The sequence below is a fragment of the Prauserella oleivorans genome (genome assembly GCF_042685745.1).
In the GTDB taxonomy this organism is placed as follows: Bacteria; Actinomycetota; Actinomycetes; order Mycobacteriales; family Pseudonocardiaceae; genus Prauserella_A; species Prauserella_A oleivorans.
This window is the reverse complement of record NZ_JBHUNT010000001.1, coordinates 5462421-5484605: the sequence shown is the minus strand read 5'-3', so window position 1 is coordinate 5484605 and position 22185 is coordinate 5462421. Positions and strand designations below refer to the sequence as shown.

Annotated in this window: 18 protein-coding genes and 2 pseudogenes; 17 read left to right on the top strand and 3 right to left on the bottom strand. The window is 68.6% G+C overall.

The genetic code is table 11. From position 1 onward, the window contains the following. Positions 1-32: 32 nt before the first annotated feature. The 10 genes and pseudogenes from ACFSZT_RS26920 to ACFSZT_RS26870 all read left to right on the top strand — a co-directional run. The gene (locus ACFSZT_RS26920; protein WP_377387846.1) at positions 33-3005 is read left to right on the top strand and encodes a bifunctional [glutamine synthetase] adenylyltransferase/[glutamine synthetase]-adenylyl-L-tyrosine phosphorylase; all 2973 of its coding nucleotides are present in this window, start codon (positions 33-35) and stop codon (positions 3003-3005) included. Between the two features lie 55 nt (positions 3006-3060). Then, positions 3061-3492: an acyl-CoA thioesterase gene (locus tag ACFSZT_RS26915; protein WP_377387848.1), complete on the top strand. Its 432-nt coding sequence runs from the start codon at positions 3061-3063 to the stop codon at positions 3490-3492. A 587-nt stretch (positions 3493-4079) separates the two neighbouring features. Beyond that, on the top strand, positions 4080-5960 hold the full coding sequence (locus ACFSZT_RS26910; protein ID WP_377387850.1) for a flavin-containing monooxygenase: 1881 nt from the start codon (positions 4080-4082) through the stop codon (positions 5958-5960). Further along, positions 5957-7261 (top strand): MmgE/PrpD family protein, encoded by a 1305-nt coding sequence (locus ACFSZT_RS26905; protein ID WP_377387852.1) that lies wholly within the window; start codon positions 5957-5959, stop codon positions 7259-7261. The genes ACFSZT_RS26910 and ACFSZT_RS26905 overlap by 4 nt, the downstream gene beginning before the upstream one ends. Continuing rightward, a complete protein-coding gene (locus ACFSZT_RS26900) occupies positions 7258-8265 on the top strand; it encodes a zinc-binding dehydrogenase (RefSeq protein WP_377387854.1) in 1008 nt (335 codons plus the stop codon). The genes ACFSZT_RS26905 and ACFSZT_RS26900 overlap by 4 nt, the downstream gene beginning before the upstream one ends. 67 nt (positions 8266-8332) lie before the next feature. Beyond that, positions 8333-9064: an SDR family oxidoreductase gene (locus ACFSZT_RS26895; protein WP_377387856.1), complete on the top strand. Its 732-nt coding sequence runs from the start codon at positions 8333-8335 to the stop codon at positions 9062-9064. 264 nt (positions 9065-9328) lie between these two features. Beyond that, positions 9329-10528 (top strand): annotated as a pseudogene (locus ACFSZT_RS26885) (CaiB/BaiF CoA transferase family protein). Beyond that, positions 10525-11481: an alpha/beta hydrolase gene (locus ACFSZT_RS26880; RefSeq protein WP_377387858.1), complete on the top strand. Its 957-nt coding sequence runs from the start codon at positions 10525-10527 to the stop codon at positions 11479-11481. The pseudogene ACFSZT_RS26885 and the gene ACFSZT_RS26880 overlap by 4 nt, the downstream one beginning before the upstream one ends. After that, on the top strand, positions 11478-12704 hold the full coding sequence (locus ACFSZT_RS26875) for an acyl-CoA dehydrogenase family protein (protein ID WP_377387860.1): 1227 nt from the start codon (positions 11478-11480) through the stop codon (positions 12702-12704). The genes ACFSZT_RS26880 and ACFSZT_RS26875 overlap by 4 nt, the downstream gene beginning before the upstream one ends. A 454-nt stretch (positions 12705-13158) precedes the next feature. Next, positions 13159-13572, top strand: a pseudogene (locus ACFSZT_RS26870) (nucleotidyl transferase AbiEii/AbiGii toxin family protein); the annotation flags it as partial. 168 nt (positions 13573-13740) lie between these two features. Here ACFSZT_RS26870 and glnA read toward each other — a convergent pair. Then, the gene (gene glnA, locus ACFSZT_RS26865; protein WP_377387862.1) at positions 13741-15165 is read right to left on the bottom strand and encodes a type I glutamate--ammonia ligase; all 1425 of its coding nucleotides are present in this window, start codon (positions 15163-15165) and stop codon (positions 13741-13743) included. 173 nt (positions 15166-15338) lie between these two features. On the opposite strand from glnA, the gene ACFSZT_RS26860 reads away from it, so the two are divergent. Next, positions 15339-15824 carry an RDD family protein gene (locus tag ACFSZT_RS26860; RefSeq protein ID WP_377387864.1) on the top strand — a complete coding sequence of 162 codons (486 nt, stop codon included), beginning with the start codon at positions 15339-15341 and terminating at the stop codon, positions 15822-15824. A gap of 129 nt (positions 15825-15953) precedes the next feature. Here ACFSZT_RS26860 and ACFSZT_RS26855 read toward each other — a convergent pair whose 3' ends face one another. Then, positions 15954-16682, bottom strand: a complete 729-nt coding sequence (locus ACFSZT_RS26855) for a DUF4191 domain-containing protein (protein ID WP_377387866.1) — start codon at positions 16680-16682, stop codon at positions 15954-15956. A 66-nt stretch (positions 16683-16748) separates the two neighbouring features. On the opposite strand from ACFSZT_RS26855, the gene ACFSZT_RS26850 reads away from it, so the two are divergent. The 6 genes from ACFSZT_RS26850 to ACFSZT_RS26825 all read left to right on the top strand — a co-directional run bounded on the left by ACFSZT_RS26850 (position 16749) and on the right by ACFSZT_RS26825 (position 21163). Continuing rightward, positions 16749-18830 carry an ATP-dependent DNA helicase UvrD2 gene (locus tag ACFSZT_RS26850; RefSeq protein ID WP_377387868.1) on the top strand — a complete coding sequence of 694 codons (2082 nt, stop codon included), beginning with the start codon at positions 16749-16751 and terminating at the stop codon, positions 18828-18830. Positions 18831-19018: 188 nt separating this feature from the next. Beyond that, on the top strand, positions 19019-19288 hold the full coding sequence (locus ACFSZT_RS26845) for a hypothetical protein (RefSeq protein ID WP_377387870.1): 270 nt from the start codon (positions 19019-19021) through the stop codon (positions 19286-19288). Between the two features lie 121 nt (positions 19289-19409). Continuing rightward, positions 19410-19778: a WhiB family transcriptional regulator gene (locus ACFSZT_RS26840; protein ID WP_377387872.1), complete on the top strand. Its 369-nt coding sequence runs from the start codon at positions 19410-19412 to the stop codon at positions 19776-19778. Further along, positions 19775-20029 (top strand): hypothetical protein, encoded by a 255-nt coding sequence (locus tag ACFSZT_RS26835; protein WP_377387874.1) that lies wholly within the window; start codon positions 19775-19777, stop codon positions 20027-20029. Before ACFSZT_RS26840 ends, ACFSZT_RS26835 begins: the two co-directional genes overlap by 4 nt. A gap of 82 nt (positions 20030-20111) precedes the next feature. Then, positions 20112-20984, top strand: a complete 873-nt coding sequence (locus ACFSZT_RS26830; protein ID WP_377387876.1) for a class I SAM-dependent methyltransferase — start codon at positions 20112-20114, stop codon at positions 20982-20984. Continuing rightward, complete coding sequence (locus tag ACFSZT_RS26825; RefSeq protein WP_377387878.1) at positions 20981-21163, top strand: hypothetical protein; 183 nt, start codon at positions 20981-20983, stop codon at positions 21161-21163. Before ACFSZT_RS26830 ends, ACFSZT_RS26825 begins: the two co-directional genes overlap by 4 nt. 4 nt (positions 21164-21167) lie before the next feature. On the opposite strand, the gene ACFSZT_RS26820 is transcribed toward ACFSZT_RS26825, so the two are convergent. After that, positions 21168-22106 carry a hypothetical protein gene (locus ACFSZT_RS26820; protein ID WP_377387880.1) on the bottom strand — a complete coding sequence of 313 codons (939 nt, stop codon included), beginning with the start codon at positions 22104-22106 and terminating at the stop codon, positions 21168-21170. Positions 22107-22185 lie beyond the last annotated feature (79 nt).

The window sequence follows — 22185 nt, the reverse complement described above, 5'->3', positions numbered from 1 at the left end:
GCGGTGACCGGGGCCGACTACGGTAAGAGCTGATGGCAGACAGCGTTCGTCAGATGGCTTCGACGGCGAGGTTCGGGTTCACCGACGATCGTGCCGACGAAGAGCTCCGGGCCGCGGGCTGGTGGACCGACACCGGCCCGGCCGACGGCAGCGAGCGCATTCTCGCGGCCTTCTCCCGCACTCCGGATCCCGATCTCGCGCTACGGACGATCGAGCGGATCCGTTCGGCCGACGAAGCCGGCTGGCCGGAGCTCGCCGAGGCGCTGCGCGACGACGCCGCCGTGCGCGGCAGGTTGCTCGGTGTCGTCGGAACGTCCACGGCGCTCGGCGACTTCCTCGTCAGCTCGCCCGGCGACTGGCGCACGCTCGCGGGAAATCGGCACACCGACACCGCCGACTACACCCGCGTACTGGACGACGCGGTCCGCCGGGACGGCACCGTGCTCACCGGACGCGACGCCGAACAGGCGCTGCGGAAGGCGTACCGCGGATTGCTGCTGGAGATCGCGGCGCGCGACCTCGGCCATGTCGTGGAACCCGGGCTGGAGCCGCCGTCGTTCAGCGGGATCACGCACGCCCTCACCGAGCTCGCCGATGCGGCACTGCGGGCCGGGCTCACCGTCGCCGAGCACGAGACCAAGGACGCGGACTCGGCCTCCCTCGCGGTGATCGCGATGGGCAAGTGCGGGGGTCTCGAGCTCAACTACGTCAGCGACGTCGACGTGGTGTTCGTCGGGGAGGGCGACCTGCAGGTGGCCACGCGCCTTGCCACCGGAATGATGCGCGTGGTCGGCAAGGCTTGTTTCGAGGTCGACGCGGCGTTGCGCCCGGAGGGCAAGTCGGGTGCTCTGGTGCGCACGCTCGACGGTCACGAGGCCTACTACAAGAAGTGGGCGCGGACGTGGGAGTTCCAGGCGCTGTTGAAGGCGCGGCCCGCAGCGGGCGACGCGGAGCTCGGGCGCCGGTATGCCGAGCTGGTGACGCCGATGGTGTGGTCGGCGGCGGACCGCGAGAACTTCGTCGCCGACGTGCAGCAGATGCGTCGCCGGGTGGAGAAGCACATCCCGTCGGAGATCGCCGAGCGTGAGCTGAAACTCGGCCGGGGCGGGCTGCGGGACGTCGAGTTCGCCGTTCAGCTCCTGCAACTGGTGCACGGCCGGGTCGATCCCGACCTGCGTTCGGCGTCCACAATGGAGGCTCTGGAAGCGCTCGGCGCGGGCGGGTACGTCGCGCGCACGGACGCCTCGGAGATGCGGGAGTCGTACGAGTTCCTGCGCACGGTCGAGCACCGGCTCCAGTTGCGGGCGCTGCGGCGGACCCACTTGTTCCCGGAACCGGACGACACCGCGGCGCTGCGCTGGCTCGCCCGGGCGACCGGGATCCGGCCGGTGCGCGACCGGTCCGAGGCGAACGTCCTGCTGCACGACTTCCGCAAACACGTGCACCGGGTACGCCGGCTGCACGAGAAGCTGTTCTACCGGCCGCTGCTCGACGCCGTCGCGCGGGTGCCGACCGCGGCGCTGCGCCTGACGACCAAGCAGGCGGAGAGCCGGCTCGCCGCGCTCGGTTATGCGTCCCCGGATGGCGCGCTGCGGCACATCCAGGCGCTGACCAGCGGGGTGTCCCGGCGTGCGTCGATCCAGCAGACGCTGCTTCCGGTGCTGCTCGACCTCCTGGCCGACACCCCCGACCCCGACGGCGGCCTGCTCGCCTACCGTCGCGTTTCCGAGGCGCTGGCCGAGACCCCGTGGTACCTGCGCGTGCTACGTGACGAGGCCGCCGTCGTCGAGAACCTCGCGACGCTGCTCGGCACGTCGCGGCTCGTGCCGGACCTCCTGGTGCGGGCGCCGGAGGTGCTGCGGATGCTCGGCGACGCCGAACGACTGTGTGGCCGGCCGTCGGAAGACGTCGCCAAGTCGCTTCGGGCCGCCGCGCGCCGGCAACCCGGGCTCAAGGCGGCCGTCACAGCGTCGCGGTCGTTGCGCAGGCACGAGCTACTGCGGGTCGCGTGCGCCGATCTCCTCGGCCTGCTGGACGTGCCGGCGGTGTGCGAGGCGTTGTCGTCGGTGTGGGGAGCGGTACTGCAGGCGGCGCTGGAGGGGGCGGTGCGGCAGCAGCGCGAGCAGACCGGGAGCCAGCCGGCGAAGATCGCCGTCATCGGCATGGGCAGGCTTGGCGGCCAGGAGCTGGGCTACGGTTCGGACGCCGATGTGCTGTTCGTGTGCGAGCGCTCGGACGGGGCGGGGGAGCAGGAGGCGCTCAAGTTCGCCACCACGGTGGCCGAGACGGTGCGACAGGTGCTCGGCGCGCCGAGCCAGGATCCCGCGCTCGAGGTCGACGCCAACCTGCGGCCGGAAGGGCGCAGTGGACCGCTCGTGCGTACGCTCGACTCCTACCGCGCCTACTACGAGCGCTGGGGCGAGGTGTGGGAGTCGCAGGCGCTGCTGCGGGCACGATTCGTCGCCGGTGACTGCGACCTGGGTGATCGGTTCATCGCGAGCATCGATCCCATCCGCTATCCCGAGGGTGGGCTGGACGCGGCGAAGCTGCGTGAGGTACGGCGGATCAAGGCGCGCGTGGACACCGAGCGGATGCCGAAGGGCGCCGACCCCACCACGCACACGAAGCTCGGGCGCGGGGGGCTCGCCGACGTCGAGTGGACCGTGCAGCTGATGCAGTTGCGGCATGCGCACGAGGTGCCGGCGCTGCGCACCACATCCACACCCAGGGCGCTCGACGCGATGGCCGAGGCGGGGCTCGCCGAGGCCGAGGACGTCGAGGCCCTGCGGGAGGCCTGGATGCTGGCCACGCGGGCGCGCAATGCCGCCATGCTCGTACGGGGCAAGGCCGTCGATCAGCTGCCGTCGTCGGGCCGGGAGCTGACGGCGGTCGCCAGCGTGTTCGGCTACAGCGTCGACGACGATCCCGGCGAGTTCCTCGACGCCTACCGGCGGACGACGCGCCGTGCCCACGCCATCGTGGAACGGCTGTTCTACGAGAGTTGAGCGCTTGCTCACCTCCAGGGGACTCGGCCTGGCCAGGCACTTTAGGGTGTGGCGTGTGACTGAGCGTGAACCCTTCGAGATCCAGGTCAAGGTGCGGACGTACGAGCTCGACGCGAACGGGCATGTCAACCACGCCGTCTATCACCAGTACGGCGAGATCGCCCGGACCGCGCTCGCGGAGGCCGCCGGCGTCACCGAGGGGCTCATCAAGCAGGGCATCGGTGTCGTGATGCTCGAGTCGCACATCCGGTTCCGACGGGAGCTGCGCTACGGCGACGAGGTGACCGTCAGCTGCGTGGCCGAGATCGACGACGGCAAGGTGTTCCGGATGAACAACGAGATCCGCAAGGCCGACGGCACGCTCTCGGCGGAGATCCAGTCGACGCTCGGCCTCATGGACCTCGAGAAGCGCAAGCTCGTTCCGGACCCACTGGCGCGCATGCAGGAGTCCGGCATCGACCTCGACCTGCTCCGCGGAGCAGCCTGACCCAGCAGTGCCCGCCCGCTCGGTGAAACATTGCCGAGCGGGCTTCGTCGTGCGCGGAAGGCTCGGTCCGCCCACAAAGAAACGCCGACGGCGAGGGCGTTTCCGCTCCTCGCCGCCGGCGTAGCCGGTGTCAGGCGATCACACGTCGTAGTAGAGGACGTCATGTCCCGCTGACCTGCACGAACGCCACTCCGGGGGCGGCCTATGTATCGCCCATGTAACCGCCGCCTCCGATTGCGAGCGCACCGCCTTCCGGAATCGAGTGGTGTGGGTGTGCTGGGCAGAGGACGGCCGAAACGACGACCCTAGTCGCCAGGGAACACCGACCGGCCGCACGGCGGCCCCGGTACGCCGGGTCTGGAACCACTGAGCGCCCGGGTTCCCCCGACGCACCGGTGTCTGGAGTTGGTCGCCGGCACGTTTGCACCTCCGGCCGAGTCGAGACGGATGATCCGGCGACCGAGCACACACGACAAATGACGCGTCGCAATCACGACGAGAGGCGCTTATGACGCCCGTCACGCGCTGGTGTAATCGATGTCACCCGCACTGGAAAAGGTGCCGCGCGGGGTCAACAACTTTCGGACGTGTCAGCGTCCGTTGACGGGGACATCATGGTGAACAGCGAACTTACTGGACCGCTCGACTTCGACCCTGAGGAGCTGCAGGCCAAGTATGAGCTCGAGCGCAATATCCGCATCCGGACCGACGGGAAGCAGCAGTACGTCGCGACCTCAGGAAAGTTCGCCGACTACAGCAAGGACCCGTGGTCGAGCCCGCTGAGCCGGGAGCCGCTCCACGATCACACCCAGGTTGTGATTGTCGGCGGCGGGTTCGGCGGCCTGGTCCAAGGCGCGAGGCTCCACGAAGCCGGGTTTCGGGACATTCGGATCATCGAGATCGGCGGCGACTTCGGAGGAACCTGGTACTGGAACCGGTACCCCGGCGCGATGTGCGACATCGAAGCCCACATCTACATGCCGCTGCTCGAGGAGCTCGGCTACATGCCGAAGCACCGCTATGCCTACGCCGACGAGATGCTCCACGTCAGCCGGCTCATCGGTGAGAAGTACGGCCTCTACGACAAAGCCCTCTTCCAGACCACGATCACCGACGCCGCCTGGGTCGAGGACGCGCACGTGTGGCGGCTGACGACCGACCGGGGCGACGAGATCACCACCGACTTCCTCGTTCTGGCAGCCGGCCGGCAGAGCCTTCCCAAGCTCCCCGGCGTACCCGGTATCGACGAGTTCGAGGGCCACATCTTCCACTCCAGCCGCTGGGACTACAGCTACACCGGCGGATCGAGCGAGGGCGGTCTCACCGGTCTGGCCGACAAGACCGTTGGAGTGATCGGGACGGGCGCGACAGCGCTGCAGATCGTGCCTGCCGTCGCTAAGGACGCGAAGAAGCTTCTGGTGTTTCAGCGCACCCCCTCGACCGTCGGGGTCCGCGGGCAGTGCGAGACGGGGCCCGACTGGGTTGATGCATCACCGGGATGGCAGCAGCGGCGCCGCGAGAACTTCCAGGCGCACGTCCAGTTCGGCACCCGCGTCGACGGCGAAGAGCCGGCCGAGGACCTCGTGGCCGACGGATGGTGTGACGCGTTCGCCATGCTCTCCGAGCCGCCGGAGAAGGTCGAGGCGCGCCTTGGCCGTAAGCCGACCGCCGAAGAGGCCGCAGAGCTGAGCGTCATCAACGACTTTCGGTTGATGAACCAGTTGCGCGCACGCATCGACTCCATAGTCGAGGACCCCGAGACCGCAGAGGCACTCAAGCCCTGGTATCGCTGGTGGTGCAAGCGACCAGGTTGGCACGACGACTACCTCCCAGCGTTCAACCGCCCGAACGTCCACTTGATCGACACCCGCGGCCAGGGTGTGGAACGCTTCACCAAGACCGGAGTGATGGTCAACGGTGTCGAGCACCAGGTCGACTGCATCGTGATGGCCACCGGGTTCGAGGCGAACATCGAATACACCCGCCTGACGGGCTTCGAACTCCACGGGCGCGGCATCGACCTCTCCGAGCATTGGGGCTCCGCCGGCATCCGCACGCTGCACGGCATGTCAACCGATCGGTTCCCCAACCTGTTCTTCATCGGCGGCAACCTCCAAACCGTCTCAGCGGTGAACGCGGTCCACCTCCTCGACGAGCAGGCCAAGTACGTCGCCCACATCCTCGCCACGGTCGTCGCCCGCGGCGACAGCATCGTCGAAGCGCAGCCGGAGGCTGTCGACGCGTGGGTCGAGACCATCCGGACCGCCCCGCAGAACAAGGCATTGTTCGAGTTCTACCTCGAATGCACCCCTGGCTACTACAACTCCGAGGGCAAGGCCACCAGCATGGACGACTTGTTCATCGGCGGCCGCTACGGTCCTGGCGCGCTCGCGTACTATCGACTGCTCGAGAAGTTCGCGAACGGCGAACTCGAGGGCTTCGTCACCACCAGCCCCGAGCGTCCGTGACTGCCGCCGACGCCGGGCCGCTGGACCTCCTCGTCAAGGAAGCGGCCTCGCTCGAGTTCGAGCACATCCCCGACGACGTAGTCGAACTGGCCCGCCTGTGCGTGCTCGATGTGCTCGGTTGCTGCCTGGCTGGCGCCTCCGAGCCGGCCGCGGCGATCCTCGCCAGCGTCTCGGACGACGATGCCCTCCGGCTCGGGACCGCGGCCCACGCACTGGATTTCGACGACTGGGCACCCCGATCGGGCGCCCATCCGTCGACGACCATTGTCCCCGCGATTCTCGCGTCCCTTCAGCGTCGTGAAGATGACTGCACCGGCCGCGACCTCATCGTCGCGTTCGTCGCCGGCTACGAGCTCCAAGAGCGGATCGGCATCGCCATCAGCCCGTCCCACTACGACATCGGCTTCCACACCACGGGGGTCATCGGAGCGTTCGGCGCCGCCACCGCATCGGCCCTCCTACTGGGCGCCGACGCTACTCAGCTCCGCACGACGCTGACGATCGCCGCGACCGAGGCCGCCGGGCTGAAGTCCGTCTTCGGGTCGATGGCGAAGCCACTCAACGCCGGCCGCGCCGCCCAGGCCGGAGTCCTCGCGGCACAGCTCGCGACCGCCGGGTTCGTCGGGCCGGCGAGTGATGGCGTCTTCGGTCCGCAGGGCTTCGCACTCACACATGCCTCGGAGGTCGATCTCGCCTCGGTCGTGGTGCCCTTCGCCTCGGAGTGGACCCTCCGATCACACCTGTTCAAGGCCTATCCGTCCTGCTTCGGGACCCACGCCGCGATCCTTGGCGCCGAGTCGCTCCGCACGACCCACGACCTGTCGCCGTCGGACATCGCACGGATCGAGCTCACCGTTCCACCGATCACGCTCCCGGTGTGCGCCATACCGGCGCCCCAGACCGGTCTCGAGGGCAAGTTCAGCCTCGCCTACTGCACGGCGATCGCATTCGAGGGCGACGTGACCACGGCGAGCTTCGCCGACCCGCTGCCTGCCTCTGCGGAGACATCGCGTCTCATGCAGGCGGTGGAGCTCCATACAGACGAGGGCTTCGGAAAGACCCGCGCCAAGGTCGAGGTCGTGTTGTCCGACGGCGGCCGACTGACGTCGGACAGCGACGCGGGAGTGCCGGGGTCTGTGTCCCGTCAGGCCCTCGAGCGGAAGTTCCGAGACCTCACGAGCGATGCCATCAGGCCCCGCACAGCAGATCGCCTTCTCAGTGATCTGAGACGACTCGACTCCCTCGAGTCAACGCACGACGTACGACAGCTGGCGATGGCCGGCACAGGAGAACTGGCATGACTGATCACACCGACACGATGATGGCGGTCCGGCTCGAGACCGCGACGGGGAACCTGTCCGTCACCGAACGCCCCGTCCCGCACGCAGGGCGCGACCAGGTGCGGCTCCGAGTCGAGTACGCAGGCGTGTGCCACAGCGACCTCCACTTCGTCGACGGAGAGCTCGCCGCCCGGATGCCGCGTGAGGTCACCCTCGGCCACGAGATCGCCGGAGTGATCGACGAGATCGGCGACGGCGTCACCGGCCACACCATCGGCGAGCGCGTGCTGGTCCACCCGGTCGGATTCGTCGACGGTGAGACCTCGATCCCCGGCGTGCAGTACGACGGCGGCTGGGCGACCTACGTTGTCGTCCCTGCCGAGCGCGTCCTCCCGGTCGGCCCCGACCTTCCCTTCGACCAAGCAGCCATCATCCCCGACGCCGTCGCAACCCCTTGGGCGGCGATCACCGACGCCGGCCGAGTCAGGCCGGCCGAGGCGGCCGCTGTCTGGGGGCTGGGAGGCCTGGGCTACCACGCCGTCAAGCTCCTGCGACTGGTCGGCGCGACGCCGGTCATCGCCGTGGACCCAGCACCCGCCGCCCGCGCGCGGGCACTACGTGCCGGCGCCGATCTCGCGCTCGACCCGACCGCGGAGGACTTCGCGGACAGGCTCGCCTCCGCCGGTCCGATCGACGTCGCGTTCGACTTCGTCGGCAACGGCCGCGTCCAGCAGCAGGCCTTCGACGCGATCGAGGCACGCGGCCGGGTCGTCCTGGTGGGCATCCCCCAGGGCCCGCTTGTGATCGAGGACAGCGCGCGCCTGATTCGCCTGCAGAAGAGCGTGATCGGCTCGTACGGCTCCGAACGCCACCACACCGAGGAGCTCGTGCGTCTCGCGGCTGCAGGCCGCCTGGACCTCAGCGAGTCGATCACGGAGGTGCTTCCACTCGACCAGGCCGAGACCGCCCTGGACCACCTGCGCAACCAGGTCGGCAATCCGATCCGGATCGTCCTGCGGCCCTGACCGCCACGACGTAGCGCCAGCACCGCCGCCCCAACAGACCGCAGCAACATCGATTGACGAGGCAAGCATGACCAACATCAAGTACGACTTCACCGACCGGACCGTGATCGTCACCGGCGCCGCCCGCGGCATCGGGCTGGCGATCGCCGAGCTGTTCGCCACCAGCGGAGCGGCCGTCGTGATGGTCGACTTCGACGGCGCCGAGCTGGAATCCGCGGCGCAGAGCATCGGCGGCCTCGCCATCCAGGCCGACGTCTCGAAGACCGAGGACGCCGAACGTGTCGTCGCACAGGCGATCGCCGAGACCGGGCATGTCGACATCCTGGTCAACAACGCCGGCATCGTGCGTGACCGCATGCTCTGGAAGCTGACGGATGAGGACTGGGAGGCCGTCCTTGCCGTGCACGCGGGCGGGACGTTCCGGTTCACCCGAGCGCTGGTGCCGCACTTCCGCGAGCGCGGATACGGCCGGGTCATCAACATCACCTCCTACACGGGGCTCCACGGCAACCTGGGGCAGGCGAACTACGCGACTGCCAAGGCCGGGATCATCGGGTTCACCAAGACGGCGGCGAAGGAGCTGGCGTCCTTCGGGATCACGGTCAACTGCGTTTCGCCGAACGCCGCGACCCGTATGACGGCGACCATCCCCGAGGCCCGCATCCCGGAGGTCTCCGGCCCGATCGCCCGCTTCGCCGAGCCGTCGGAGATCGCGACCGCGATCGCCTTCCTGGCTGCCGAGGAGTCCGCCTACGTCACCGGCGCGCTGCTGGCGGTCGACGGCGGCGCCTCGCTCTGAGGAAGTCATGGACTCCACGATCATCTCGCGCCGCGATCTCGACTTCATGCTCTATGAGTGGCTCGACGTCGAGTCGCTGACCAAGCTGCCTCGATTCAGCGCACACTCCCGGGACACTGCGAGAGGCCGAAGAGCGTGGCGAGGGCGCCGTGGTCATCGACGGCAACATGGTCGACGCCGCCACGGCGCGGATCTTCGAGACAGTGCTCCACCGCGCGTCCGTGAACGGCCAGCTGTGAACGCCGCGACCGGGAAGGATGTCAGATGAGCGGCCCCTTGCACGGCGTACGGGTCATCGACCTCACCGCCGCCCTCGCCGGACCCTACGGCACCATGATCCTGGCCGACCTGGGCGCAGAGGTCATCAAGGTCGAGGCGCCCCACGGCGACCCGACGCGGCGCGTCGGCCCCGAGCCGATCCGTTCAGAAGGCGACTCAGGCCCGACCCTCGGCGGATACTTCCAAAGCGTCAACCGGGGCAAGAAGAGCGTGGTCCTCGACCTGAAGACCGAGGAGGGCAGGCAGGCGCTCTTCGACCTCGTCCGCGACGCGGACGTGTTCGTCGAGAACTTCGGTCCAGGTGTGGTAGATCGCCTCGGGATCGGCTATGACCGACTCTCCGAGCTGAACCCTGCGCTCGTCTACGGAACGCTCACCGGCTTCGGCTCGGCCTGGGCGGGACGTAGCCCCTACATCGACTGGCCGGCCATGGACATCACCATCCAGGCGATGGCCGGCCCGCTGAGCATCACCGGCACCGAGGACGGCAAGCCGATCAAGATCGGACCAGGCGTCGGTGACATCTTCCCCGGGGCGATGCTCATGACCGGCATCCTCGCCGCGCTCTTCGAGGCCCAGCGCAGCGGTCTGGGCCAACATGTCGACATCGCGATGTACGACGCGATCTTGTCGCTGTGCGAACGCATCGTCTACTAGCACTCCTACACCGATGCCGTCCCACGTCCGATCGGCAACACCCACCCCATCCTGACACCGTTCGATGTCCTCGAGGTCGCCGACGGCTACATCGCGATCGCGGCGACCACCCAGCTGCGGTGGGAGAAGCTGTGCCGGATCATGGGACGCCCGGACCTCATCGACGACCCCCGGTTCCTCACCGAGTACGAGCGCTCCCAACACCGGGGCGACATCCGTGAACTGCTCGAGAGCTGGACTCGGGACCTCACCCGGGCTCAGCTCACCGAACTGCTCGGCGGGCAGGTGCCGTACAGCCAAGTCAACGACGTCTCCGACATCTTCGCCGACCCGCACGCGCACGTGCGCGAAATGCTCGTAGAGGTTGAGAATCCGGGCGCCTCACGCCCTGCCATCCTCGCCGGCCAGCCGCTCAAGTTCAGCAGGTCGAAGCCGGACCCGCTCGTCCGCGCACCATTCCTCGACGAACACGCGGACCTGGTCGGCCGTCCGCGCGCATCGGAGAACTCCGAAGGAGCAACCCCGTGACACACCACTCGACCGTGGATCTGTTCGCTACCAGTCCCGAGTTCGACGACCTCGTCGCCCGTCTCCGCGCCTCTCCCTTCGCCGCGGACACGACTCCCATCGATGAGCTCCGGGCGAACTTCGAGCGCTTCGCCGCAGGCTTCAACGCGGTCCCGGACGGCGCCGACATCCGACCCGACACGCTCGGTGGCGTCCCTGTCGAGTGGGTCTCGGCGCCCGGCAGCACGGCCGAGTCGATCATCATCTACCTTCACGGAGGCGGCTTCGCGATCGGGACGATCGAGGGCTACCGGGGCATGGCTGCAAGGCTCTCGAGCCTGACAGGGTCGACGGTGGTGACTGTCGGGTATCGGCTAGCGCCCGAGAACCCCTATCCCGCGGCCCTCGACGACTGCGTCAGCGTCGTTCGAGCAGTGCTGGACACGGGCATCGACGCCGCGCGCGTCGCGGTCGCGGGCGATTCGGCCGGCGGCGGCCTCACCCTCTCTGTGCTCGTGCGTCTGCGGGACGATGGTTCCGCAATGCCAGGGGCGGCAGTGTGCCTTTCACCTCTCGCCGATCTCGCCTATGCGGGCGACTCGGTCCGCGAGCGAGCGCACCTCGACCCGATCGTCACACCCGCCGGCAGCCACTCCTATGCCGTGCGCTACCTCGGCAGCGAGGACGCGGACTTCACCGACCCCGGAGCTTCACCGCTCTTCGCCGACCTCCATGGTTTGCCGCCCGTCCTCATCGTGGTGGGCACCTCCGAGGTCCTCTTCGACGACGCTGTCCGGGTCGCGCGGCGCATCCGAGAGGCAGGCGGTCGGGTCGACCTCGATGTGTGGCCGCGAATGATCCACATCTTGCCCTTCTTCGCCGCCCAGATCCCCGAATCGCTCAAGGCGATGGAAGAGATCGGCGCCTATCTTCGCCTCCACCTGGCTGGAGGGACGGGGGAGGGTTCACGGTGAACAAGAACGCCTTCATCGCCGACATCGCCCTCACCCCTAAGCCCCCCGAGCTCGTTGCACCGTGGCGGACCGAGGAGCGCGTTGCGTTGCTCAGCGAGGCTCGTGCCTTCGTCTACGACCACGTCCTGCCCACGGCCAACGAACTCGACAAGACCGAGGCACCGCTCCCGCAGTCGATCCTCGACGGCCTCTCCGAGCGCGGCTACTTCGGAATCACGATCCCGAAGGCGTACGGCGGGCTGGGACTCGGCGTCTTCGACTACTGCATGATCTCCGAGGAGCTGGCGCGCGGATGGCTCAGCGTGGCCAGCATCATCGCCCGCGGCCAGGGCCTCGGCACGCGGTTCGCCGATGACGAGCGCACCGAGCGCACTCGTCGACTCAGCGCACAGGGCCGCTGGATCGGCGCCGCAGCCCTCTCGGAACCCGAGTCCGGCTCGGACCTGGCCTCGATCAGCACCGTCGCGGTCCGAGACGGTGATGGCTACCTGATCTCGGGACGCAAGCGGTGGTGCGGCAACGCGTTCGAGGGCGACTTCATCTTGGTGATGTGCCGCGTCATGGACGGCGACGAGCCCGGACCCATCCAGACGTTCGTCCTGCCGAAGGCGAGGCAGTCGTTTCCGGATGGTGTCAGCGGAGAGCCGATCGACAAGATCGGCTACCACGGCCTGGTCAGCTGGAACCTCACCTTCGAGAACGTGCGGGTCACCGACGCCGACATCGCCGAGCCCTTCGGTTTCTCCGGCGCCGAGGGCCACGGATTCCGAGCCGTCGAGGCCGGCCTCAACGTCGCCAGGGTCCAAACCGCCGCCCGGGCTGTCGGCCTCGCCCGCGCCGCCGTGGAGGACAGCATCCGCTACCTACAGGAGCGCGTGCAGTTCGGACACCCCCTCGCCGACTTCCAAGCTCTACGCTTCACCCTCGCCACCATGGCGGCCCGCGTTGAGGAGTCACGCGCCTTCTACCAGAAGGTCGCCGCCATGATGGACGCAGGCGCTCCGTGCGAGACCGAAGCCGCGATGACGAAGCTCCTAGCCACCGAGATGGCGGTCGAGGTCACCGGTCAGGCCCTGCAACTGCACGGCGGCAACGGATACACCCGGGACTGGCCCATCGAGCGCTATTGGCGCGACGCGCGCCTGACCACGATATTCGAGGGCACCAGCGAGATCCAGAAGAAGATCGTCAGCGACCGGATGCTGCCGAGGCCGGCTCGCTGAGTCTTCCGCCGCAACCTACTGGACCCCCATCCTGCCCGTGCGAGGCCGATCGCGCGCTGTGGGGTACTCCAGGGCCCCGCCAGCTTGTGACACTCGGTCGCGGCCTCACCCTCGCTGCCCAGACTGGGTCGCTGTGGGTGCTGTATTCGAGCGAGACATTTGTCGCGTTCCGCCGCGACTGCGGCCCTTTCAAGCCCAGTCGCGGTGTGGTCAGGTAGTCCTCATCGATGTGACCGAGGCCACAGAGGCGAGAAGGAGATGAGGTTCTTATGTCGGATCTGTCCGGTGCTCAAGCGATCGTGACCGGCGCCGGGCGCGGAATCGGACGCGCCGTCGCTCTGACGCTCGCCGGGCAAGGTGCGGACCGGTCTGGGTGGTGATGAACGCAGTGGCAAAGTGGGGCTCCTCACATCTGGAGGAGCGATGACCATGGCAGGTAGTCTCGACCGGCGACCCCGTCGTGCCGACGCCCAGGACGGTTCGCGTTGAACGCGTCATCGGCGAGCCGATCGAGATGCTCGGCTACGCGCCCGAGACGATCATCGCCGAGAAGGGTGTCACCATCCTCGAGCGAGGGACCATCAGCACCCGCTGGCGCGACTACATCGACATCGCTCAACTGCTCGAGCACCACGAGGTCGACCAGGATCAGCTGCTGGAGTCGGCTCGAGCCGTTGCCCGCTACCGCCGAGTGGTGCTCCGGCCGATCACGTCGGTGGTGGCGGGCTACGCCGCGACCGGTGACATGCAGGCAAAGTGGGCCGCCTGGCGCAGGAAGGAGGGCGTCGAGGACATCAGTGAAGCCGACCTCGACGACCAGATGCGCCGCGTCGCCGACGTTCTTGATCCGGTGTTCTCACGAGCATGAAGGCGAGGCGCCGGAGGCGCTCCATGTACCACTGATGTAACAAGCGAGTGGAAAACCACGAGAAACGCCGCCGAACGACCACGAAGGTCGTCGGCGGCGTTTCCGCAGGTCAGAGGCGGTTTTTCCTCAGCATTCGTCGTTGCTCAGCCGTCCCTGGAACACCCAAAATCACACGTCGTAGTAGAGGGCGAACTCGTACGGGTGCGGGCGCAGCCGCAGCGGGTCGATCTCGTTCTCACGCTTGAAGGCGATCCACGTCTCGATCACGTCAGGGGTGAACACGCCACCCTCGAGCAGGTAGTCGTGGTCGGACTCCAGCGAGTCGAGCACGGAGCCGAGGTCGCTCGGGACCAGCTTGACGTCCTTGGCCTCCTCGGGCGGCAGCTCGTAGAGGTCCTTGTCGATCGGCTCCGGCGGCTCGATCTTGTTCTTGATGCCGTCGAGGCCCGCCATCACCATGGCCGCGAACGCCAGGTACGGGTTACCCGACGAGTCCGGGCACCGGAACTCGAGGCGCTTGGCCTTGGCGTTGCTGCCCGTGATCGGGATGCGGACACACGCGGAGCGGTTGCGCTGCGAGTACACCAGGCTGACCGGAGCCTCGAAGCCCGGCACGAGCCGGTGGTAGGAGTTCACGGTCGGGTTGGTGAAGGCCAGCAGGCTCGGCGCGTGCGCCAGGATGCCGCCGATGTAGTGGCGCGCCATGTCCGAGAGGCCCGCGTAGCCGGACTCGTCGTAGAACAGCGGCTCGCCGTCCTTCCACAGCGACTGGTGGCAGTGCATACCCGAGCCGTTGTCACCGAAGAGCGGCTTCGGCATGAAGGTGGCGGTCTTGCCGTTGGCGAAGGCCGTGTTCTTCACGATGTACTTGAACAGCTGCAGGTCGTCCGCAGCGTGCAGCAGCGTGTTGAACTTGTAGTTGATCTCGGCCTGGCCGGCGGTGCCGACCTCGTGGTGGGCACGCTCGATCTCGAAGCCGGACCCCACCAGCTTCTGCACGATCTCGTCGCGCAGGTCGGCGTAGTGGTCGACGGGCGGGACGGGGAAGTAGCCGCCCTTGAACTTGGTCTTGTAACCCTTGTTGCCGCCCTCTTCCTTGCGGCCCGTGTTCCACCAGCCCTCGACCGAGTCGATCTCGTGGAACGTGCCGTTCTCGGACGAGTCGAAGCGCACGTCGTCGAAGACGTAGAACTCGGCCTCGGGCCCGAAGAACGCGGTGTCGGCGATGCCGGACTCGGTGATGTACTGCTCGGCCTTGCGCGCGATGTTGCGCGGGTCGCGGCTGTACGGCTCCCGGGTGAACGGGTCGTGCACGAAGAAGTTCAGCGACAGCGTCTTGGCCTTGCGGAACGGGTCGATGCGCGCGGTGACCGGGTCCGGCAGCAGCAGCATGTCCGACTCGTGGATCGACTGGAAACCGCGCACCGACGAGCCGTCGAAGGCGAGGCCCTCTTCGAACGCGTCCGCGTCGAAAGCCTTGGCGGGGACGGTGAAGTGCTGCATGATGCCAGGCAGGTCGCAGAACCTCACGTCGACAAATTCCACGTCCTCGTCAGCGATCAGACGCAGGACATCGTCTGGAGTAGTGGACACCCTCGGTGACTCCTTCATCTTCGAGCTCGTGCGGCAGTGCTCTCTTCGGCCTAAGCTAAGTTGGCGGTGTTGCCCGACCGTCACCCATATGTTTCGCCGACGTTAACGGGTTGGCGGATATCGGATATGAGGGCGCGATAAACACCTCCGAATCGGCGACATACCCTGTTCACGTGGCTAGATGGACCGGAGAGTGGCTTACGTCGCTGTCCTCGGGAAGTGACGCAGCTCTATGTGAGCCGCCGCGCTGGCCCGGGGAGCATCTGGGGCTGCCCGAGGACGGAGTCGGTTCCGCGGCGGGTTCCGGGCGCCGGTTCCTGGCCCTCGTCGTCGACCTGGTGCTCGCGTCGTTGCTGACGGCGTTGTTCATCCAGCCGGATTACGACGACCTCGCGCGCATGCAGACCTACAACCTGTGGTCGCTTGCGATGTGGGCCGCCATCACGATGCTGCCCGCCGCATTCTTCAGCTTCACGCCGGGCATGGCCGCGTGCGGCATCCGCGTGGCGCGGCTGGACGGTGGCGGTGTGCCCGGGGTGTGGCGTGCCGTGGTCCGCTGCGTGCTGACGTTTCTCATCATCCCGGCCGCGGTGCGCAACGCCGACAACCGCGGCTGGCACGACCGGCTGACCGAAACCGTCGTCATCCGGATGCGCTGAGGGAGCTTCCACGGAACACCCGTTGTCGGGCGTGCTGACGTCCGTTCCCGTTCGCGGCAGGTACGACAACGGCCCCCGCCCGATCGCGGAGACCGGGACGGAGGCCGTGGTGTCGGACGGCGGCTTGAGTCAGCGGCGGCGGATCGTGCGCTGGACGTTGCGCATCTTCGCGCCCTGCGGCATGGGGCCCTTGGGCAGCGCCGCGCCGCGGTTGCCCAGGGCGGAGAGCTTGGCCTCGAGCGCGTCGACCTGCGGGCCCTTGAGGTTGCGGGGCAGCTTCATGAGGTAGCTCTGCAGCTTCCGCAGCGGAACCTGGCCCTCGTCGTTGCCGACGACGACGTCGTAGATCGGGGTGTCGCCGATGAGCCGGGCGATGCGCTTCTTCTCCTGCGAGAGCAGGTTCCGCACGCGGTGCGGGGCGCCTTCGGCCACCAGGATCACACCCGGGCCGCCGAGCACGCGGTGCACGGCGTCGAGTTGCGTCGTCGCCGCGACGGTCTGTGTCACCCGCCAGCGTCCGCGCAGGTTGTCCAACGCCCAGGCAGCGGCGCCCGGCTGGCCCTCGGCCTTGGCGAAGACGGTCTTCTGGACGCGCCTGCCGAAGATGATCACTGCGGCCAGCAGGCCCAGCATGATGCCGACCGGCAGCAGCAGCCACTGGATGCCGAGCCACAACCCGATCAGGAAGACGACGGCCGTGACGACCAGGAAGGAACCCAGCATCCACGGGATGAGGGCCTTGTCCTCCTTGCGCTGCATTTTGAACGCCTGGAAGATCTGGCCACGCCGCGCCTTGCTCGCCGCGCGCTTCTCCTTCTTGGCCTTCTTGGCAGCCTCTTTGTCCAGCTTCTCCGCCATAATGACCCAGGATACGGGCGGCCGGGGGACCGTGGCGCTGTCGGTCCCCTCTGCGAGGATGCGGCCGTGGGAAGTGCGTCGTCGAACCGTCATCAGGAGCTGCTCGAGGGCCTCGATCCCGAACAGCGAGCCGCGGCCTGCGCGCCGCGGGGGCCCGTGTGCGTGCTCGCCGGAGCCGGGACCGGCAAGACCAGGACGATCACTCACCGCATCGCCTACCTCGTCCGATCCGGTCACGTTTCCGCGGGCCAGGTACTGGCCGTGACGTTCACGGCGCGCGCCGCGGGCGAGCTGCGGACCCGGCTGCGCGCACTCGGGGTCGAGGGAGCGCAGGCGCGGACGTTCCACGCCGCGGCGCTGCGCCAGCTGCGCTACTTCTGGCCCCGCGTCGTGGGCGACCGGCCCTGGGACCTCATCGAGGGCAACAAGCTGCGGCTGGTCGGTCAGGCGGCGAACCGGCTCGGCCTGCCGACCGAGGTCGAGGTGCTGCGCGACCTCACCAGCGAGATCGAGTGGGCGAAGGCGTCGCTGGTCAGCCCCGACGACTATCCGGCCGTCGCGGCGAGGCTCAACCGGGACATCCCGGAGTCCGCCGGGCGGATCGCGGAGCTGTATCGCACCTACGAGCGGATCAAGAACGAGGCCCAGCTGCTCGACTTCGACGATCTGCTGCTCCACACCACCGCGGCCCTGGAGGAGCACCGGAGTGTGGCCGAGGAGTTTCGCGACCGGTACCGCTGCTTCGTCGTCGACGAGTACCAGGACGTGACCCCCGCCCAGCAGCGGTTGCTCGACGCCTGGCTCGGCGGGCGGGACGACCTCACCGTCGTCGGCGACGCGAACCAGACCATCTACTCGTTCGGCGGCGCGTCGCCGCGTCCGCTCCTGGACTTCACCCGCCGCTTCCCGGAGGCGACGGTGGTGCGGCTGGAACGCGACTACCGATCGACGCCGCAGGTGGTGGAGCTCGCGAACCGGGTCATCGGCGCGGCCAGCGGACGGCCGGCGGGCTCCCGGTTGCGGCTGATCGGTCAGCGGCCCGACGGCCCGCCGCCGCGGTTCGCCGAGTACGACGACGAGATCGCCGAGGCCAAAGCGGTCGCGGGCCGGATCCGGGAGTTGCTCGACGCGGGCGTGCCCGCGAGCGAGATCGCCGTGCTCTACCGCGTCAACGCGCAGTCGGAGGCCTACGAGCAGGCGCTGTCCGAGGCCGGCATCCCGTACCTCGTGCGTGGCGGTGAGCGGTTCTTCCAGCGCAGGGAGGTCCGGCAGGCGATGGCGGCGCTGCGCACCGCGGCGTCACGGAACCCGGAGGGCGACCTGGTGGACCTGTGCCGGCAGGCGCTCGCCGGAGTGGGGCTCACCGAGCAACCGCCGCCGGGCGGGGCGGCGAAGGAGCGCTGGGACGCGCTGCTCGCTCTCGTCGAGCTCGCGGAGGAACTGGCGAGCACGACCGAAGGCGCGACGCTCGGCCGTTTCGTCGCGGAGCTCGATCAGCGCGCCGCCGCGCAGCACCCACCGACCGTGGACGGTGTCACCCTGGCGTCCCTGCACGCCGCGAAGGGTCTGGAGTGGGATGCCGTCTTCCTGGTCGGCCTCGCCGAGGGAACCGTGCCGATCCAGCACGCGGACGGCAACGACGAGGCCATCGAGGAGGAGCGCAGGCTGTTCTACGTCGGTGTCACGCGTGCCCGGGAGCACCTGTCCCTCACGTGGGCGCTGTCGCGCACCCCGGACGGACGGCGGAACCGCAGGCGAAGCCGGTTCCTCTACGGGCTGATTCCCGAGGACCACCCGGCCGCTCGCGTGGCACGCTCGCCGAAGGCGTCCAAGTTCGCGGCGCGGTGCCGTATCTGCGACCGGCCGCTGATCTCCACGATGGAGGTCAAGCTCGGTCGGTGCACGAAATGCCCGGCCGATGTGGACGAGGACCTGCTGGCCCGGCTGAAGGACTGGCGGATGGAACGGGCACGCGAGCTCAACGTGCCGGCGTTCGTGGTGTTCACCGACGCGACGCTCGTCGCCATCGCCGAGCAACGTCCCACCGACAGCAGGTCACTCGTGGCGATCTCGGGTATCGGCGCGACCAAGCTCGAGCGCTTCGGCGCGGAGGTGCTCGAGGTGGTCCGCGACGCCCACGGTGAGTAGCCGCGTCGGCACTGCCGGCCAGGGGAATGGCCTGGTCACGACAGACTTTTGATCCAGGCGGGGAAAGTTCCGGAAAATCGGTTGCCCCGCCGAGTAGACGCGCAATAGCCTGCAAGCACTGGGTGGAACATCTATCTCGGTCGCCGACACTGCGGCGGACCGACGGACAGCGGGAGGAGGTGCCTCGGATGAAGCTCACGGAGCGGATCGGCGTCGCAGGCACCGCGCTGTCTTGGACCGAACAGGTCGTGCTCGCTCGCCGGTGCACCGGCATGTCCCTCGCTGGTCAGTTCGTCGGCGAGACGCGTCGTGGTCGCCATGTGCGTACCGCCGCTCTCGACACCGCTGACTGGAACGCCGGACTTGCCAACCCGGTGTTCCGTCCGGTGCGCGTCCAGCGTCCGATCCAGCAGGACAAGCCCAGGGTTCCGTTGTGCTCACGGGAGAGATGCCCCTAGCACCCGTCTAGGGAGAAGGCTCTCGAAGGCCGCGGAACCGTACATCGGATCCGCGGCCTTCGTGCTGTTTCGGGGCCTGTGGATCCATCAGGAAATCCCTCGTAACAAAGGAGAACGGGAAATGCCAGCGGCAACCGCCTTCGCGTCAGAGGAGGCGTTACCCGACCTGTTGGACGGGACGACCGGCGTCGCGGAACTACTCGACGCGGTGTCCTCTCCGGATCTCAACCTGCCGTGCCAGTCCGGGGACGCGGACCTGTGGTTCGCCGAAGCGCCAGCGGACCTGGAGCGCGCCAAGGTGCTCTGTGGTGACTGCCCGGTGCGCTCGGCCTGTCTTGCCGGCGCGCTGGCCCGTAGGGAGCCATGGGGCGTCTGGGGCGGCGAGATCTTCGAACGGGGCGCGGTGATCGCCCGCAAGCGGCCCCGTGGCCGCCCTCGGAAAAACCCGGCCGCAGAGCCTGCGGCCCCTCGTCAGAGGAGTGCCGCATGACCACCGACGGCGAGAACGGCCCGCGCCCGAAGCGCGCGGCCGGTTCGGCGCAGACCTACGAGCCGATTCACACAGTCATGAACACGGAGACCTCCCGAATGTTGCTACATGAAGAACTGGCCAGAGCCCGAATACGAGAACTGAGAGAGGCCACCCACGGCCAGCGCGAGCTGCGGCGTGCCCGCGCCGCGCGTCGTTGGAACCGGGTGGCGCACTGGGCGGCGAAGAGATCTCGCCACTACGCCCGGTAAAAGCGGACCGAGCTCCCGTGGGCGGACGGCGACCGATGCGGCCGGCCCGCCCACGGGGCTCCATCCGGTGTTCAATGGCGCTATGTCAGCACATACGCACGACGACGTGGACTGGGCCGCCCGCCTGACAGCCATGCGCAGGCTCGACGACCTCGAGCGCGACACGCTGGAGTCCGTGGCAGCACGCATCACGACCGACCTTCCCTCCGGCGGCACCGTGGTGGATGTCGGATCCGGCGCGGGCGGGATGAGCGCTGCGCTCGCCGGTGCGCTGCGGGCTCACGGCGGCGGGACCGTGTTTCTCGTCGATGCGGTCGACGAGCTCCTGGCGGCCGCGCGCGAGGCGGCGCAGGCGTCGGGTGGTCCGGACGTCCGGGTGGAGGCGGTCGTCGCCGATGCCGGGACCCAGCCGCTCGACGAGCTCGTGCCGCCCGCGGACCTCGTGTGGGCTTCCGCTGTGGTGCATCACCTTCCTGATCAGCAGCGAGCGGTGGACCGCCTCGCCGCCGCGTTGCGTCCGGGAGGCCTCCTCGCCATCGCGGAGGGCGGCCTCGACACGCGATGCCTGCCGTGGGACCTCGGCCTCGGCAGGCCAGGACTCGAGCAGCGGCTCAACGCGAACCGCGACGACTGGTTCGAGCAGATGCGCGCCACCATGCCGGATGCCGTGCGGATGCCCTACGGCTGGAACACCGCGTTGGCGCGTGCGGGCCTCGCTGACATCACGTCATTCAGTTACCTCCTCGATCATCCGGCACCCGCGGACGAGCGGGTGCGGGACTTCGCCGTCGAACGCTTGACGTGGCTTTCCGAGATGGCCGACGAGAAACTCGACGACGAGGACAGGGACGCGGTGCGGCGGCTCCTCGACCCTGAAAGTCCCGACTACATCGGCAATCGCGACGACCTCTACCTCCTGAACGCCCGGACCGTCCACATCGGACGGCGGACATGACTGAGCAGCCGGTGGTCGTGTGCGCGATGTGCGGTGCCGGTCGGCCCGAAGACCGATCCGTCACGACACTGGCCTGGGTACGGGAGACCGAGGACGGCCGGACTCGCTGGCTGTGCCCGCGCTGCGCGCGCGAGCACGTTCTCGACATCGAGGGCAAACTTCCCGTGGACTACTGGTGATGCTTCATGCGGCCTGTTCCGGCGCCTCGCACTGCACCGGAGGCCGGGCTCGGGTCGCGGCGGTACGAAAGGCGCTCGCCAGCTCCACGAGAACTGTCTCGTCCGCCGAGCGAAGTCGCTCCGGCTCGGTTCGCACCAGCACGATGCCGGCCGCGGTCAGCGCGAGGTGCCCGAGATGCCCGCTGCCCGCTCGGCCGGGTGGCGTGAACTGCCAGCCCATGCCGACGTCGTCCCACCACGCGTCCACCGCACCGATGGGGCGGCCACGTCTGTCGCAGACGGTCACGTCCCACCGGGGCGGTGGGAGCGGAGCGCGGCGTAGGAGCCGGCGAGCCCATCCGTGAACGTAAGTGTCCCGCGTCCGGCCGATTCGCCGCAGCTCGGCGCGGACCGCCGCCGATCCGCGCTGGCTGCCGGCCGCGAGTTCGACACTCAGTTCCTCGTAGGTACAAAGCCCGTAGTAGATCGGCAGTGACAACAGGTCGCGCAGCAGGGCGGCGTCGCGCTGCCGGCGCGCCGCATCCAGTGCCGCCCGCGGGGCCGGGGCGTAGGGCAGGCCGTCGATCCTGACCGGATCGGGAACGCGGATGGTCCGTTCGAGCTGGACGAATTCCGGGGCGAGCACGCGGCGCTGCGCGCGCACGAGCACGTGAACGGCGGGCTGGCGAGGTAGCTCGAGGCCGTGTGCGCTCAGCGCGTCGATGCCGGTGATGACCGTGTCCGGGCCGAGATAGCGGGCGACCGCCCTCAGCAGCTGACGACGGGTCGGCTCGCCGGGCGACAGCAGGATGACCCCGGGCAACAGACGTCGCCAGGGTCCGCCGGGGCGGCATCGTCGCAGGATGGCGCTGTCGGACATGCCGCCCGCCTTGAGCTCGGCGGCCGTGATGATGTTGTCGGTGGCGTCGGGCACTGCTCGTGCCGCGCCGGCTGTGAGAGTCATGCGTCGAGGGTGGCGGGAGCAGGCCGGGCTGCGGGAGATCTTGCCGAGAATGTGGATGAACCGGCCGCGCGAATGGCGA

Coding starts and splice junctions, on each gene's coding strand:
- ACFSZT_RS26855 (WP_377387866.1), bottom strand. CDS start 16,682: ATGGCGGAGAAGCTGGACAAAGAGGCTGCCAAGAAGGCCAAGAAGGAG.
- ACFSZT_RS26895 (WP_377387856.1), top strand. CDS start 8,333: ATGACCAACATCAAGTACGACTTCACCGACCGGACCGTGATCGTCACC.
- ACFSZT_RS26900 (WP_377387854.1), top strand. CDS start 7,258: ATGACTGATCACACCGACACGATGATGGCGGTCCGGCTCGAGACCGCG.
- ACFSZT_RS26820 (WP_377387880.1), bottom strand. CDS start 22,106: ATGACTCTCACAGCCGGCGCGGCACGAGCAGTGCCCGACGCCACCGAC.
- ACFSZT_RS26840 (WP_377387872.1), top strand. CDS start 19,410: ATGCCAGCGGCAACCGCCTTCGCGTCAGAGGAGGCGTTACCCGACCTG.
- ACFSZT_RS26830 (WP_377387876.1), top strand. CDS start 20,112: ATGTCAGCACATACGCACGACGACGTGGACTGGGCCGCCCGCCTGACA.
- ACFSZT_RS26920 (WP_377387846.1), top strand. CDS start 33: ATGGCAGACAGCGTTCGTCAGATGGCTTCGACGGCGAGGTTCGGGTTC.
- ACFSZT_RS26825 (WP_377387878.1), top strand. CDS start 20,981: ATGACTGAGCAGCCGGTGGTCGTGTGCGCGATGTGCGGTGCCGGTCGG.
- ACFSZT_RS26835 (WP_377387874.1), top strand. CDS start 19,775: ATGACCACCGACGGCGAGAACGGCCCGCGCCCGAAGCGCGCGGCCGGT.
- ACFSZT_RS26845 (WP_377387870.1), top strand. CDS start 19,019: ATGAAGCTCACGGAGCGGATCGGCGTCGCAGGCACCGCGCTGTCTTGG.